General features: G+C 52.3%; 14 protein-coding genes. 7 read left to right on the forward strand and 7 right to left on the reverse strand.

The window, feature by feature from the left end; all coding sequences use genetic code 11:
* Nucleotides 1–269: 269 nt before the first annotated feature.
* Nucleotides 270–1,169: a sigma-70 family RNA polymerase sigma factor gene (locus tag DP091_RS15480; protein WP_113059137.1), complete on the forward strand. Its 900-nt coding sequence runs from the start codon at nucleotides 270–272 to the stop codon at nucleotides 1,167–1,169.
* On the opposite strand, the gene DP091_RS15485 is transcribed toward DP091_RS15480, so the two are convergent.
* The 4 genes from DP091_RS15485 to DP091_RS15500 form a co-directional block, all read right to left on the reverse strand.
* Nucleotides 1,138–1,584 carry a carboxymuconolactone decarboxylase family protein gene (locus DP091_RS15485; protein ID WP_009593821.1) on the reverse strand — a complete coding sequence of 149 codons (447 nt, stop codon included), beginning with the start codon at nucleotides 1,582–1,584 and terminating at the stop codon, nucleotides 1,138–1,140. The genes DP091_RS15480 and DP091_RS15485 overlap by 32 nt on opposite strands.
* Nucleotides 1,585–1,798: 214 nt before the next feature.
* Nucleotides 1,799–3,448, reverse strand: coding sequence for a DUF4179 domain-containing protein (locus DP091_RS15490; RefSeq protein WP_113059138.1), 1,650 nt, complete (start codon nucleotides 3,446–3,448; stop codon nucleotides 1,799–1,801).
* Entirely contained in the window at nucleotides 3,435–3,968 is a 534-nt protein-coding gene (locus tag DP091_RS15495; RefSeq protein WP_113059139.1) for an RNA polymerase sigma factor, read from the reverse strand. The genes DP091_RS15490 and DP091_RS15495 overlap by 14 nt, the downstream gene beginning before the upstream one ends.
* A gap of 281 nt (nucleotides 3,969–4,249) precedes the next feature.
* Nucleotides 4,250–7,054 carry a glycoside hydrolase family 3 protein gene (locus DP091_RS15500; RefSeq protein ID WP_113059140.1) on the reverse strand — a complete coding sequence of 935 codons (2,805 nt, stop codon included), beginning with the start codon at nucleotides 7,052–7,054 and terminating at the stop codon, nucleotides 4,250–4,252.
* 340 nt (nucleotides 7,055–7,394) lie between these two features.
* On the opposite strand from DP091_RS15500, the gene DP091_RS15505 reads away from it, so the two are divergent.
* Nucleotides 7,395–7,910, forward strand: coding sequence for a hypothetical protein (locus DP091_RS15505; protein ID WP_113059141.1), 516 nt, complete (start codon nucleotides 7,395–7,397; stop codon nucleotides 7,908–7,910).
* Between the two features lie 113 nt (nucleotides 7,911–8,023).
* On the opposite strand, the gene DP091_RS15510 is transcribed toward DP091_RS15505, so the two are convergent.
* Both DP091_RS15510 and DP091_RS15515 read right to left on the reverse strand, forming a co-directional pair.
* Nucleotides 8,024–8,773, reverse strand: coding sequence for a Crp/Fnr family transcriptional regulator (locus DP091_RS15510; RefSeq protein ID WP_113059142.1), 750 nt, complete (start codon nucleotides 8,771–8,773; stop codon nucleotides 8,024–8,026).
* A 22-nt stretch (nucleotides 8,774–8,795) separates the two neighbouring features.
* Nucleotides 8,796–9,860, reverse strand: a complete 1,065-nt coding sequence (locus tag DP091_RS15515) for an FAD:protein FMN transferase (protein WP_113059143.1) — start codon at nucleotides 9,858–9,860, stop codon at nucleotides 8,796–8,798.
* Between the two features lie 159 nt (nucleotides 9,861–10,019).
* Here DP091_RS15515 and DP091_RS15520 point away from each other — a divergent pair, with 159 nt between their 5' ends.
* Genes DP091_RS15520 through DP091_RS15540 form a run of 5 tightly spaced genes read left to right on the forward strand, consistent with a single transcriptional unit; the run spans nucleotide 10,020 to nucleotide 13,451 of the window.
* Nucleotides 10,020–10,400: a NusG domain II-containing protein gene (locus tag DP091_RS15520; protein WP_113059144.1), complete on the forward strand. Its 381-nt coding sequence runs from the start codon at nucleotides 10,020–10,022 to the stop codon at nucleotides 10,398–10,400.
* On the forward strand, nucleotides 10,384–10,929 hold the full coding sequence (locus DP091_RS15525) for a Gx transporter family protein (protein WP_113059145.1): 546 nt from the start codon (nucleotides 10,384–10,386) through the stop codon (nucleotides 10,927–10,929). The genes DP091_RS15520 and DP091_RS15525 overlap by 17 nt, the downstream gene beginning before the upstream one ends.
* 15 nt (nucleotides 10,930–10,944) lie before the next feature.
* Nucleotides 10,945–11,817 carry an energy-coupling factor transporter ATPase gene (locus DP091_RS15530; RefSeq protein ID WP_113059146.1) on the forward strand — a complete coding sequence of 291 codons (873 nt, stop codon included), beginning with the start codon at nucleotides 10,945–10,947 and terminating at the stop codon, nucleotides 11,815–11,817.
* A complete protein-coding gene (locus tag DP091_RS15535) occupies nucleotides 11,766–12,623 on the forward strand; it encodes an ATP-binding cassette domain-containing protein (protein WP_113059147.1) in 858 nt (285 codons plus the stop codon). Before DP091_RS15530 ends, DP091_RS15535 begins: the two co-directional genes overlap by 52 nt.
* Before the next feature lie 36 nt (nucleotides 12,624–12,659).
* Entirely contained in the window at nucleotides 12,660–13,451 is a 792-nt protein-coding gene (locus tag DP091_RS15540) for an energy-coupling factor transporter transmembrane component T family protein (RefSeq protein ID WP_071219161.1), read from the forward strand.
* 57 nt (nucleotides 13,452–13,508) lie between these two features.
* On the opposite strand, the gene DP091_RS15545 is transcribed toward DP091_RS15540, so the two are convergent.
* Complete coding sequence (locus tag DP091_RS15545) at nucleotides 13,509–14,444, reverse strand: MORN repeat-containing protein (protein ID WP_113059148.1); 936 nt, start codon at nucleotides 14,442–14,444, stop codon at nucleotides 13,509–13,511.
* Between the last annotated feature and the right edge of the window lie 106 nt (nucleotides 14,445–14,550).

The raw sequence follows: 14,550 nt of genomic DNA on the forward strand, positions 1-14,550 counted from the left end.
TCGCTGTAGTTAGGCCATTCCATATGTTATTTAAAAATTACCCAAATGTCGATAGATTTATCGAATGTTGTCATAATCTACATATTGGATAACGAACGCTGTGTTGGTTGACCCTCAAACTCTCTGATTAACTGACCCTTCCGGGAATCCCGAGATATGAGGTAGAGTAAAGGATAACATCTTCAGATGTCACAGGCGGTATGGATCATTTGTCTTATAAGTGGAGTAGCTTTCATGCCGAAAATTTACAGAGTAAGAAGGTGTGTCCGATGCTAATGGATCAAATCTATACCGAATACAAGCCGATGATGTTCGGCCTGGCTTACCGGATGCTGGGGAGTGCGGCGGATGCGGAGGACATCGTACAGGACGTATTTTCCCAATTCGTGCAGATGGATCGGGGAGAAGTGCTGAACGAGAAAGCGTATTTGGCCAAAATGACAACGAACCGCTGCATCAACCTGTTGAAATCGTCCAGACGCCAGCGCGAAACGTATACCGGTCCCTGGCTGCCGGAGCCGACGCCGGATTATGACATGCTGACGCGGTCCGATCCTGCGGAACGCCGCGAAACGATTGGTTACGCCTACCTCGTGCTGCTTCAGCGGTTAACGCCGCTGGAGCGTGCCATTTATATCGCCAAGGATACGCTGGGTCTTGAATACCCGATCATAGCGGAGATGCTTGGAAAGACGGAGATCAGCTGCCGCAAGACCTTCAGCCGTGCCAAGCTGAAAATGGGGCAGGCCTCGGAGAGGCCTAACGGAGAAACCGCCCGGACAGAAACGCAGGAACGCTTCGTTGAAGCATTCCTGCGGGCGTCTGATATGGGCAATTTTAAGCCGCTGCTGTCTTTTCTGAAGGAAGAGGTTACGCTGCTATCGGATGGCGGCGGCAAAGCGAAGGCTGCCATTAAACCGATACTGGGCATGGAACGGGTACGTGCGTTTTTCGAGGGGTTGTCTGCCAAAGGCTCGTTCCGGGAAGGCTTCGAGCCTGTTTCCGTAAACGGAGAGCCCGGCTTATTGCTGAAGCGGGACGGCAGGGTCTCCATGGTGCTGACGGTAGCGTGGGAACCTGACTTATCCCGCATCAACCAGATTTTTCTTATGGTGAATCCGGATAAATTGCAGCTGTTTAATCAAAACAGCCCGGGAACAGCCCTGTAGCGACACCGATCCGGTTCCAGGCATTGATCGTTGTGATGGCCATAACCAGATCGACGAATTGTTTCTCGTCAAAATGCTTGCGGACGCGTTCGTATACCTCTGCAGGAACGCCGGCCTCGGACAGCTTGGTCACGCACTCCGTCAGCTCGATGACGGCCCGTTCCTCGTCTGAATATATCGGGACTTCTCGCCACATGGGCAGAAGGAGGAGGCGGTCCACGCTTTCGCCCATGGAGAGCAGATCCTTGGAATGCATATCCACGCAGAAGGAGCAGCCGTTGATCTGGGATGCCCGGAGCTTAATGATCTCGTACAGCTTGTGATCGAGTCCGCTTTTTTGGGCCGCTTGCTCCAGGGCAAGCAGCGTTTTGAAGGCTTCAGGATTGGCTGATCGGTAATTCATTCGCAGTTCCATGTTCAGTTCCCCTTTACGTATGATTTTGGATGTTCACCCATATGACAGTTAGCCGTGCTGAATTGTGACATGTTCATACGGAAAAAAGAAAGAAACCCTCAAAAGGTGGAGAACAAAAGATAAAAAAGGAACGGCGCTTCTTGGTAGAAGCGCCGTTCGGGGGAGCATTCATGTTCATCCGGAGGGTTTCTTTGTCGTTATAGCGCGGTACATGTTATTTTCCGGCCTTAAGCGGAACACGTAGTACATCGTCTCGCTTATTGGTGTAATATTTCGAAATATACACCTCGAGTTCGGTCTTGTCGAAATTCTCATACACATCCATATGTTTGTTGTTGTCATCGCCGAGCAGGACGGTCATGGCTGGCATTCCATAGTTCTTCCGGTCGTTGCCGTCAAGATAATAGGTTTGGTTAATGCCTCCGAACGCCGGGTCTGCGCTGGAGGATTCCACATAGAGGTTATTCTCCTTCATGTAATAGGTCCATGTGATCGGATAACCCGCAATGCTGGTCGTTACGCTTTGACGCTCAGCCGAAACGTCAGTTAAGCGGATCGGATTGCTGTCTCCGTCATATGCATCGACGCGGTGCTTGGCGATCAGGGACACCGGCTGGCTCGCCAGGGAGGCCGCATTCAGTCCGTTCATTTCAAAGCGCAGCTCCGTTTTATTGTGTTGTCCCTGAACAGACCATATATTTCCTTCCAGTAGCGTTCCGCCTATATCCAGTTGGTATTCCATGTAAGGAACATGCGTGTATTTTTCTTCATGGATCAGGATCAGCCGTACCTGGGTTGGCGTAACAATCATTTCTTGGATTTTTGTTCCTCCAGGAACTTGATCAACAGGAATATTTAGCGTTTCTTTAAACGTTCCATTGTCCATTTGTTTCTTGGACAAGGCCATATTTAAGCTCCAAGTACCCTTTGCGGTTTCAAGTGTGCGATCATAAGTAAGCTGGAAGGCAGTTCCTTTTGCAAGCAAATGGTCGGACTCGAATTTTTGCTGATTTATAAATTCTCCGGCTGCACCTGGGGTTCCATTAAAGGAAGGCTCGGTTTCCTTGATACTCTCACCTTTGTCATTGACGGCCTCTACTCGCACCCAGCCTTTACTGCTCATCTCAGGATCCGTATACGTAATGGCCGTTCGGAGCAGGACATTTCCATCGGATTGATCGAATGACTGCAGGCTCACGCTGTCAATGCCATCTTTCTGGATAGGGAATACCTGTGTATTGGAGTTACTAGGGTCGTAGTTGAGGGACTGTGAGCCCTCACCGGTAAAATGGATATTCTCCATGGCAAACTCAGTATTTGCCATCTGGCCGTCAGCGACCCAATCGGTTTCAAAATACCCCTGGAATACGCCCAGTTTCTCGTTCCACTGATGGGAGTAACGGCCCTCTATGGTACGTCCATCCTTATCTTTAAGCCCAATATCATCAAAGGCGACTTGCTCACCTACTCGTGTTCCGGGATCCAGGCTGTAGAGCAGGAATGTCCGGTTCTCATCGATAAAGGCCGTATGCACGGTTAAGGTAATGCCGTCCTTGGTAACGGATTGCTCTATCGTTTGGCCAAGTCCCTGCTCCAATGCAGTCTGGATACCGGCTCTGTAGGACAGGAGATGGGACCAATCATAATTCAGAGCTGCATAAACCGGCGTTGCCATCAAGGCGACCGATATCCCCGTGATAATCGCAATACGTTTACGTTTTCGTGGACGAAGCGGAACGGGTTCACCAGCGGCGATCTTCAATTCGTTCTGCTGGATACTGCTCCACATCCGGTCAAAATCTGGATAAGACACGTGCTTCGCTGACTTCATCTGCTTCTTCAGGTTTTCCTCAATGCGTTCCATACTGCTTTTCCCCCTTCAGCCAAAAGCTTTGATTATGTTCAAGCTTTTTGCGCATGATTTTCAATGCTTTGTGAAGCCTTGATTTAACCGTCCCTACAGGGATCTTCAGCGTTTCGGCAATTTCCGTCATCGACAGCTCGCCGATATAGCGGAGCGTCACAACGGCCATGTACTTGTCCGGAAGCTGATGCAGCAGTTTCTCCCACTCTGCCGCAGCCACCTTTTCCAATACGATGGTGTCTACGGATTTGACCGACGCTGTGGTCTGCTCGTGGAGCCACTCGACCTGGCTTTGCTTGTCTCGCTGGGTCTGATTCCTTCTAAGCAGGTTCAGGCAGTGGTTCATTGCGATGCGCATGATCCAGGCGCGCGTATGTTCAACGCTTCTCCAATCCTGACGAAATACGGTGACAAATACGTCGTGGCAGAGATCTTCCGCATCTTGGGCGTTCCGCAGCATGTAGTAGCAGGTGCGGTACACATCCTTGTTATAAGAATCGAATAACTCGCGTTCCGTCAATCCAAGGCACTCCTTTCTTTGCGTTATGTCTAATAAACAAATGACTCTAGGAAAGGGTTCATCTTTTTTTGCTGCCGTAATGCAGCGAAGTTCTTAGTCCGTCTCCGTAACTGGTAGTTGATTTCATTCTAGCAAAAAAAGAACATCTGCCCCGGTATAAAAAGAAGGGCAGATGTTCTATGGATAATCTGAAAGTTTAGAAGATGCTGACAGAAAGGGGCAATGGAATCTGGCGACTAAGCAAACTTATATAGGAGTCATCGATAAGATATGAGTTATCGCTAAGCTATGCGGAACCAGCTAATCTGTACTTCGCCTTTCATGGTAAGAAAGACGTCAGTACGTCCTGTTAATCCCGTCAGTTCGGCCTGGACTGTCGTCCAGGCTTGGCGCCCTCCAGTCGGCAGAACCTTGCAGCTTCCAGCTGCAGGACCATCCGGGCTGCCGGTCGTAATGACGATTTCGCCGCCCTTGATATGTCCGCTCACCCTTGCTTGGAACGTTACCGAAGCGTTGCCGAGATCCACGTCATGGAAAGCGATCCAGCCCGTTTCGCCGGTTAAGCGGATGCTTTCGCCGCCTTCACGGCATTCATCCAGGAAGACACCCTGGTAATCGTCATAATTCACCGCTCGAACAGGCTCGCGCAGCGTGCGTGGAGGGATCGTCTCCCCTTCGACTTGAAGGGCTGCGGTGACCGGCAATTGGTTGGAGGACGGTCCAGCCATGAGCGTATAGGTTCCCTTCTCAACGCAGTAGCGATCCCGGGTGACATCCCAGAAGGCCAGATCCTCCGCTTTGAGCTCAAAGCTTACCGTTTCCGAAGCGCCCGGGGCCAGATGGATGCGGCGGAAGCCTTTCAACGATTTGAGAGGACGGATGACACGGGAGGACTCAGCCTTCACATACAGCTGAACCACCTCATCCCCGGCAAGCTGGCTCTCATTTCTCACGGCAACGGTGACGGTTACGCTGCCTTCGGCTGTGATTTTCGGCTGGCTTAGCGACAGACCGCTGTAATGGAAGCGGGCATAGCTGAGACCATGACCGAACGGGTACAGCACATCCCCGTCGAAATATTGATAGGTCCGCTTCCCTTTGATGATGTCGTAATCCATGAGGTCCGGAAGCTGCTCGGTCGACTTGTACCACGTCATGTTTAAGCGGCCGCCCGGATTGTAATCTCCGTACAGAACGTCGGCAATCGCATGGCCCAGCTCCTGCCCGGCGTGAGATGTGAAGAGGATGGATGGCACATGCTCCTGTTCCCAGTTCACGGCGAACGGATACCCGCCTACGATGACAACGACCGTATTGGGATTAGCTTCATACACCGCCTGAATTAAGGCTTGCTGGGCGGGCGGGAGCGTGATGTCGGGACGGTCGATCGTTTCCTTGCCGTTAATGAACGGGCTATTTCCCACGAAGACGATGGCGGTTTCAGCCGCTGCAGCCGCCGCGGCGGCTGCAGCGATGCCGTCCTGAACCGTCTCGATGGCAAATGGCGTTCCCGTATCCTCGGTGCCGCCAACGACAAGCCGTCCATGCTCATCCAGCAGGATCGGTTTGCCTTCCCAATTCTTCATCATAAAGCTTCCATCCGGTAACGCCTCAAAGCTGAATGCCTCTTTTACGAACCAGCCACGAGCTTCGTCGGCCGTTGCGTGCAGTCCCGTTTCGGTTTCGCTTACGAATTTGCCGCTGCTGGCGAACCGGAGCGTGACGGAGCCAAAGCCCCAGTCGTTCCGCTCGAACACCGCTGCATTGGTAGATTCAGCCGTGTTTGCAAGCAGCCGGCCATTCTCTTCCGAAGATAAGGCGACATATTGGCCGCTATCAGCAGAACGAAGACGTATCTGGTCTAATCCCGTATGAAAATGGACGCTGCGGTCCTGCATTTTCTCCTGCACGCCCTGAAGCGGCGTAATCCGGTATGGAGGCGTGCCGCTGTACCAATCCGTAAATGCTTCGTTAGCCAGGGGCCCGATGACAGCAGCGGATTTCAACTGATCGCGCTGAAGGGGCAGCAATCCGTCGTTTTTCAGCAGCACGATCGATTCCCGGGCGGCTCGCAGGGACAGTTCGGCATGCTCGGACGCGCAGAGCTTCGACTCCGGAACATGGCTGTAAGGATTCCGTTCTTCCGGATCGAACTCGCCGAGACGGAACCGGACACGGAAGGAATTGCAGATGGCGTGATCGAGATCCTGCTCTTCCAATAACCCTTGCTCCAATGCGTCACGGAGCGCGCGGAAGGAGATGTCCTGGTCGTCGGTGATGCTGTCGATTCCGGCTTTAACGGAGCCGGCAACGGCCTCCGCATAGGAAGAGACATAATGATGGTCCATGACGGTGCCCAGAACGTCACCCGCGTCTCCAACCACGAATCCGTCCATGCCCCATTCCTGTTTGACGATGTCGTTTACTTCATGGTTCAGGTTGCACGGCGTGCCGTTGATGCCGTTATACGCGGTCATCATGGAACCGGCTTTCCCTTCCCGGAACGGTGCCTCGAAAGCCTTCAAATAATACTCGCGCTTGTTTCTCGGATCGATGCTTACCGAGGCGCTGCCGCGGTCAACTTCGTTGTTATTGCCGTAGAAGTGTTTCAGCGTAGCTACGGTTTTATAGTAGAAGGGATGGTCTCCCTGCATGCCCTTCACAAGCTCGGTGGCGAGTTCCCCGGTCAGATGCGGGTCTTCCCCGTAGGCTTCTTCCGTGCGTCCCCAGCGAGGGTCGCGTTCCAGATCCACCGTGGGCGCCCAGATGGTCAGTCCGTTGATGGCCCGGTCGCGCTGGTAATAGACGCGGGCTTCCTCCGCGATGACGGATCCGATCTCCCGCATTAGCTCGGGATTCCAGGTGCACGCAAGCCCGGTATTTTGCGGGAACACGGTCGCTTCGCCAAGCCATGCCACGCCGTGAGCGCCTTCGGTGCCATGTTTATATTTTTGCACGCCGAGGCGGGGGATTTCCGCCTGGTATTGGCACATTAATTCGATTTTCTCGTCCAAGGTAAATCGGGATACAAGATCGTTAACCCGTTCTTCCAGCGGAAGATCCGGATTCTGGAATGGATATTTCATGGAGCAAAACCTCATTTCTATGCATTGTTGGAATGGAAACGCTCTCAGTTATACATGCGATAAATTCATGCTTCTCTTATTTCGGTTAGTCCAATATCATCATAGCGCGCACAGCGGAGTTGTAGTACACCGAGAATTAGCGCAGTTTTCATGTGAAAATCTCGATTGCCTTCAGGACAGCCAATTTGGTGCGCTCGTTGCCTCTGAGCCTTAGCTGATAACCTGGTATCGATTGGGAATGGGTTCGGCAGGCTGGAGAATGAACGGGGAGTCAGGGATATCCCGGTGCCTTTTGTAACCCACTCATTAGATCGAGCGTTTAAATTAAAGAATGAAACGAATGGAGGAAACGAAAGAGAGGAGTGATTTTATTCCAAGAGTAAAGAAAATCATAATGGCAATAACAGTGGTGCTCTTAGTAGTTACTATGGCGATTATCTATTATTCTGTTCGATTGCCTTCTAAAAGCGTCATTGCCCATTCTACTAAAATAGAAAAGATCTCTTTTCTTTACCTGAAAGGAACTAACATGATACCTTATCTTATCGAATTCGAAGACAAAAGTGAGGAGCTCAACCAATTAATGAGCATTTTAGATTCCGTTTCGTATACGAGATCGCCGAGATCGTTTTTCAGCAGAAACATAAGAAATGACGGGGATCCTACGTTTGCGTTCATTATTTTTTACCGTGATCGTGACGGAGAAATGAAGGATTATTTTTTGGATATGAATCGAGGGGGCTATGTTTTAAGGGGAGGTAAGAAAATGTATAAAATGGTTGATAGGGAAAAGGAGGTTTTTGATCAGCTATCCACATGGCTTTTTGAAAAAGCGGTTAGAATGCCTGTAACCTAGAAGCTGAAAAAGATGAACCGCGGAATGAACCGGGAAATATGAAACCTCTCCGATGAAAAGGGATGCTTAAGCGCCTTTCGTTTCTTCGTGAGAGGTTTCTTCTCTTACGGACGTTACATTCGGCAAATCTCTCGGGGACAGTCCTCACAGTGGCAAATATTCCTTAAATAGTCGGGATCATTGAGAACGATGCGTCCCCGTTCGGTAGAAATGACGCCAAGATCCTTAAGCTCGTTCAATATGCGGTTAACGCTTTCACGGGTAGAACCGATCATCTCCGCCATTTCCAGATTCGTAATCCGCTTGCCGATGATGGCTCGTGTTTCTTTGTTTGTCCCGCTCGTCCCGTACATATTGTATAGCCGCAGAAGCAGAGAGCACAGGGCGCCGGATTTACCATGCAGCAGCAGGTCGCGTAATTTGCTTTGAGCGGTTCGCTGCATGAGTGCCATCCAGCCCATATACTCCACGGCAAAGTCACCGTTGGTGCGGATGACTTTGTCCAGTTCGGCCTGCGGCACAATTCCGACTTCACTATCCTCCAAGGCTTTGGCTTCGAATTGATGAACGGCTCGTCCGAACGGATCGGGTTCACCGAACAGATCGCCGGGAATGTGAAGCGATAAGGTGGCCGACGATCCGTCTTCCAGCAGCTTGGATACCTTCAGGCTTCCACGGTTTACAAAGTACAGCCGGTCTGCAGGATCATGCTCCTGGTATAGATAATCACCTGCAAACAAACGGACAGGCTCGGCCAATTCCCGGATCAGAGCGAGATGCGGTTGTAAATAGACGGAGGAAGTGCCTGCTGGAGACAGCCCTCCATCCCATGCATCGGATCTTACAGCACGATTCTGTTTCATACCATCTGCTCCTTCCATAAGTTTATTCGGCAAGCTGGTAATCGCCATTGGTCAGTTTAAATGTTTGGGTCAGACCTGAGGTGAGATAGATTTGATGATCGGTGGTGACGAAAATAGCTTCGGCATCGCCGCGGCTCTCCACCAGTTTCCGCCCTTCCGTTAGTCCAAGCGAGAAGACGGAGGTCGACATGGCGTCAGCGTCCATGGATGTGTCGGTCACAATGGTAACGCTGAGCAGGTCATTATCGGCCGGATAACCGGTGAATGGGCTCAGAATATGGTGATATGCTTTTCCCTCTGCTTCAAAGAAACGCTCGTACACGCCGGAAGTCACGATGGTCTTATTGACGACTTCAAGCGTACCCAGGGACTGTCCTCGATCTTTCCCGGGATCCTGTATGCCGATATTCCACGGCGAACCGTTCGGTTTCGATCCCATGGCCAGGATGTTGCCCCCAAGGTCAATGATGGCCGAATGGAAATCCTGCTGCTGCAAATAATCTGCGATGACGTCCGCCGCATACCCTTTGGCGATGGCCCCCAGATCCAGCGACATTCCTTCTTTCTTCAGCATGATGGCATGGGATGCCGGATTTATAATGACATCCTTATAGTTCATTCGCTGCATGGCAGCATCCAGTTCATCCTCTTCCGGCACAGCGGGGTGTTCACCGCCAATGCCCCAGAGGTCTACAAGCGGACCTATGGTCGGTTCGAAATGTCCACCTGAAGCCGCTGCGTAATCGATGGCGGTTTGGACAACCTTAAAGGTTTCCTCGGATACGCTCACTTCGGATTTGCCCGCCGCTTGATTGACCCGATCGATCTCGCTGCCCGCCAGCTGCCGGTTCATGCGTTGGTCGATGCGCTCCAGCAGTGCGCCTACCTCATCGAAATGCTGGGACGTCATCCGTTCATCGTAAACGCGGAGACTTACAATGGTATCGAATATAAAGTAACGTTCGGTTGCCGGCTCGTTACTGGCGGCTACCTTCTGATCTGCTGTGGTTGTGCAGCCAATCGCTCCCGTCATCAACAGGGTGAGCATGATCAACAGGTTGCTGTAGGAAAGAAGCTTCCTATACATGACAGTGCCTCCTCTTTTCAGTTCTGGTGCTGTTCTAAATCGATTTCCGATGATCCCAGCGTATCAGACCCGTACCTTGCTGAATGTGAGAAAAATCATTTCTGGCACTTGGTGCAGCCCTGATAATGAAGATAAGCAAAGCGAAGTGGAGAGATGTTGATGAAACGCGGAGATATTGGAATAGCGCTCGTGCTGATTGCGGTTGTCGCCTGGTTTGGAATATCCAAGTTTATGGGAGAAGACGGAGCGGCGGAGGGAACCTATGCCATGATCGAGGTGAATGGAAAGCATTATGATACGGTGGCGCTTACGGAAGAGCCCCGAGATATAGAAATCCGGACAGAGCGGGGATATAACCTCTTGCGGGTCTCCCGCGAGGGTATCGAGATGGTGGAGTCGGATTGTCCGGATCAGCTCTGCGTGGGGTTCGGCCACGTTCACGACATTCATGACACCATCGTATGTTTGCCTAATCGCGTGTTCGTCGAAGTGACCGGAGATCAAGAAGAAGGAAGTGAGCCGGATGCCGTTGTCTCCTGATCCCTATGCTCTCCGCAAGCTGGTCGTGATTGCCATCTGCGCCTCCTTATCGGTGGTGCTTGGCATTGTGGAGGCCCTGATTCCATTCGCGGTCACGATCCCCGGCGCGAAGCTGGGACTTGGCAATATTTTGGTGCTGACCTGTTTAGTTTGCCTGGGGGGCAGGGATGCCCTATGGCTTATTCTTTTAAAGACATTGTTGACAGCCTTTATACTCGGAAGCTTCTCTACCTTCCTGTTCAGTATGTTCGGGGCGCTGGCAAGTTATCTGGTGATGTATGTCATGCTGAAGCTCGGGGGCCATAATTTCAGCTTAACGGGCGTGAGTATCGCAGGCGGCATCGCTCATAATGTTGGTCAATTAACGGCCGCCTCGCTGGTATTGGGAACAACCAAAATTTATTATTACCTGCCATTTTTGCTCGGGGCGGGGGTGGTGACCGGGATCTTCGTCGGATGGGCCGCAAAATATTTGATCGAATCCCTGCGGCGTATTGATCCGTTCGGCATGTTTCACACAGAAAGCTAAGGAGGAGGCTTAGGCATGGGCACAACGGATAAGTCAGAGCATGCAGTAAAGCTCAAGCATGTATATTACGGCCAGGGCTGCACGAATGTACTCAAGGACGTCTCGCTGACGATTCCCCATGGGCAGTGGGTATGCATCGCCGGAAGGAACGGGGCAGGCAAGTCTACGCTGATTCGGCTATTAAACGGTTTGCTCCTCATGAGCCGGGGGCGCATCCTTATCGATGGCATAGAACAGAACGGCTGTACGCTGGGGGAGATTCGCCGGCGTATAGGCATGGTGTTTGCCAATCCCGATGATCAGTTTGTCGGCCTGACCGTAGAGGATGACATGGCGTTCGGTTTGGAGAATCTTTGCTTGAGCCGGGAAGAGATGCTGCAGCGGATTCGGGTGTACGCGGAGCGGTTGGACATTGTCCATCTGCTAGGCCGGCATCCGGCAACCCTGTCCGGCGGACAGAAGCAGCGCGCTGCTATTGCTGCTGTGCTGGCCATGGAGCCTTCTATTATTGTCTTGGACGAGGCAGCTTCCATGCTGGATGAGAAGGCTAAGCATGAGCTGCTGGATTTCATGCGAACCATGCATGCCGAAGGCCGATACACCATCATCTCCATCACCCATGACGTAGAGGAGATGGCCGAAGCAGACCGAATGATCGTGTTGGATGGCGGAATGGTGACGGCGGACGGAAGTCCAAGGGATTTGCTGCTGCAGGAAGAGCTGCTCCAGCGTTGCAGGCTAAAGGTGCCTTTTGCCCTCCAGCTGTGCAGGGAGCTCAAAGCGCGGGGGATCGATATCGGCGAGCTGGTTAGGGAGAAGGAGGTGCTGGAGGCGTTATGGTCATATCATTCGAAGAGGTTTCTTTCCGCTACCGGGACCGGGGGATGAGCCCGATTCTTGGACTCGACGGCCTTCATTTGGAGCTGGAGGAAGGCAGAATGATTGCCGTTCTCGGTGCGCCGGGTTCGGGAAAATCAACGCTTCTCCAGCATATGAACGGATTGATACAGGCTGATGAGGGCTTGATTCGCGTATTGGATTTCCGCCTTGAACCGGGTGGCAGCAAGAAAGTCCCTGCCGGTCTGCGGCAGCGCGTCGGCCTTGTTTTTCAATACCCGGAACAGCAGCTGTTTGAAGAGACGGTGGAGAAGGATTTGCTGTTCGGGCCGCTTAATTTCGGGCGGAGCCCAGCCGAAGCTGCCGAGACGGTCCGCAGAGCGGCATCCTTCGTCGGGCTGGACGAGGAGCTGCTGGCACAGAGTCCCTTCAAGTTAAGCTCGGGCCAGATGCGAAAAGCGGCCGTGGCCGCCGTATTGGCGGCTGACCCCGACATTTTGGCTTTGGATGAGCCTACCGCCTCCCTTGATCCTGCCAGTCGCGAGGATTTGCTGGAACGGCTGCATGGATTAACGAGGACCCAGGGCAAGACGGTTCTCCTCGTCTCCCACCGGTTAGAGGAAGTCGCGGCCTATGCGGACGAATTCGTTGTAATTAAAGATGGCCGAGTCGTATTTCAAGGAACGGCCAAGGAACTGGTACACCGGCAGGAGGTGCTGGAGCAGGCAGGATTGATGGCTCCGTCGTCTGTGCGGATGGCGGGCAAGCTGGCATCGCAGCTTGGAGTACAGCCTCCGGAGATGCCGCCGGATGCGGCTGCGCTGGCGGACTGGTACACAGGGCAGCTTGAAATGTAGGGCAGAGCGAAGAAGAGGCGAAAGGAGGAAGCATGGATGAAACGAAAAATCATCCTGGGCCGATATATGGAAGGCGATTCATGGGTTCACCGCCTGGATCCGCGTGCCAAAACGGCTGCCATGCCGCTCTTTATGGTGGCCGTGTTCCTGGTAGACGGATATATGGGGGTGCTCGCGCTGCTGCTGTTCACTGCGGCGGTGATCCGGGCTACGGGTATCCCGTACCGCTATTTCATCAGAGCCATGAAGCCGCTGGTGTTCCTGCTGTTGTTTATCCTGGTATTTCACATTGTATATGATGCGGGAGGCGGGAAGCTGCTGGATATGGGCGCGTTCAAGGTGTATGCGGGCGGACTGGAAAAAGGCATCGTGTCCGCCTCCCGGATGGCGCTCTTCATCATGTTGGCGGCGGTGCTGACCTTCACGACCCAGCCGGAGCAGCTGGCCCAGGGTCTTGGCAGCCTCCTGCGGCCCCTGACCTATATCGGCGTGCCGACCGATCGGCTGGTGCTGATGCTCGGCATTGCCCTCCGGTTCATTCCGACCATCTTCGAGGAAGCGGAGCGGCTGTGGAAGGCACAGCAGTCCAGGGGACTTGACCTGTCGTCGCGGCCGCTGAAGGAGAAGGCACGGCTGATCATTGCCCTGCTGGTGCCTGTAACGACAGGCGCGTTCCGGCGCGCCATTGGGCTTGCCGATTCCATGGAAGCCAGAGGCTACCGGCTGGGTGCTCGGCGGAGCAGGTTCAGGGCCTTTGTATGGAAGCGGGCGGACACGCTGTTTGTCGCTTTGTTCCTGCTGCCCGTGGCCGCGGCCGCGCTGCTGTAGTAGTGAGGCTTGAAGAAAGTGAAAACCGCAGGTCCTTAAGGACTGCGGTTTATTTTGCTAGAATACGATGGGGAAGGCTTCACAAACACTCGTGGATGAATCGCTGCAGCTTGCTGGCTCTGACTCGTTTTCAATGTCTTTGAATAGCTTTGAGAATTCAACTAGATAAGGCTGCAGGACATGCATCTTGTTATTGATTTTCCCTTGAACGATCCCGGCAAACCGTCCGTTTTCCGGTACTTCTTTTGCAGAAACGAGTCTCCCGTTCTTGTAATTCTCTACTCTATAGTACTCTTTATCCTCGAAATGTTGATCCAGTCCAGTATAGAGCTCCATCACCCCATAGTCATCCGTTCGATATACGCCTTCGCTTATGGAACTCTCGTAATCCTGCATCGCGCTTGCATATGCGAACCCTTTGTAGCTGGGTTTAGACTCCTTTTCCCTTTTGTAATAATTCAGGACTTGAATGCGGCCGTGAGCCAATTTGGAATGCATCAGTTCATTCGCCTGTTCTCGATCCGATACGGAAAACTCCAATAGAGTGTTCTCATTCCGGTACTCAAACCAAAGGATGTCCATGGATTGCATCACGGTATAACCTGACAGCAAGTCATGATCCTTGAAAATGCCCTTCGATATTACATAAAATTCAAAATCAGGCTTGCTTTCACTCCGGATTCCCGTTCCGTTAGGACGATCGTTTCGCCATTCACCCTCGTAGACGACTTTCATATCCTCGGGAAGCTTGTCCGATATGTATTTGCCTGTACCGGATCTTTGTCCATTGTGCCATTCGCCGCTGTATACTTTGGAAGGTCCCCATCGCATCGTACCTTTCCCGTGAGGTTTGTTGTTCTTCACTTCACCGTAGTAGGTGGCCCCGTTAGGGAGGGTCAAACCGACTTTCTGGTTCGAGGCTTCCGTCTCCTTATGGGTGAACATAAGAAACAGCAATGCTAGTGTAAGAAAGCTAAGGTATTTTCTGATCACGTTGTAATACGTCTCCTTTAATCTGCCGATTTTTAATTTCTGATGTATACCAACGATGGATGATATACCCAGTCAAATCATAGAGTACGCTCATACATGCCGTAAA

The organism is Paenibacillus sp. MDMC362 (assembly GCF_003269305.1).
GTDB lineage: Bacteria > Bacillota > Bacilli > Paenibacillales > Paenibacillaceae > Paenibacillus_AQ.

Bases quoted from the DNA above. Each gene is read 5' to 3' on its own strand.
- DP091_RS15515 (WP_113059143.1), bottom strand. From the start codon at position 9,860: ATGTATAGGAAGCTTCTTTCCTACAGCAACCTGTTGATCATGCTCACC.
- DP091_RS15510 (WP_113059142.1), bottom strand. From the start codon at position 8,773: ATGAAACAGAATCGTGCTGTAAGATCCGATGCATGGGATGGAGGGCTG.
- DP091_RS15485 (WP_009593821.1), bottom strand. From the start codon at position 1,584: ATGGAACTGCGAATGAATTACCGATCAGCCAATCCTGAAGCCTTCAAA.
- DP091_RS15530 (WP_113059146.1), top strand. From the start codon at position 10,945: ATGGGCACAACGGATAAGTCAGAGCATGCAGTAAAGCTCAAGCATGTA.
- DP091_RS15490 (WP_113059138.1), bottom strand. From the start codon at position 3,448: ATGGAACGCATTGAGGAAAACCTGAAGAAGCAGATGAAGTCAGCGAAG.
- DP091_RS15520 (WP_113059144.1), top strand. From the start codon at position 10,020: ATGAAACGCGGAGATATTGGAATAGCGCTCGTGCTGATTGCGGTTGTC.
- DP091_RS15505 (WP_113059141.1), top strand. From the start codon at position 7,395: ATGGAGGAAACGAAAGAGAGGAGTGATTTTATTCCAAGAGTAAAGAAA.
- DP091_RS15525 (WP_113059145.1), top strand. From the start codon at position 10,384: ATGCCGTTGTCTCCTGATCCCTATGCTCTCCGCAAGCTGGTCGTGATT.
- DP091_RS15480 (WP_113059137.1), top strand. From the start codon at position 270: ATGCTAATGGATCAAATCTATACCGAATACAAGCCGATGATGTTCGGC.
- DP091_RS15500 (WP_113059140.1), bottom strand. From the start codon at position 7,054: ATGAAATATCCATTCCAGAATCCGGATCTTCCGCTGGAAGAACGGGTT.
- DP091_RS15535 (WP_113059147.1), top strand. From the start codon at position 11,766: ATGGTCATATCATTCGAAGAGGTTTCTTTCCGCTACCGGGACCGGGGG.
- DP091_RS15540 (WP_071219161.1), top strand. From the start codon at position 12,660: ATGAAACGAAAAATCATCCTGGGCCGATATATGGAAGGCGATTCATGG.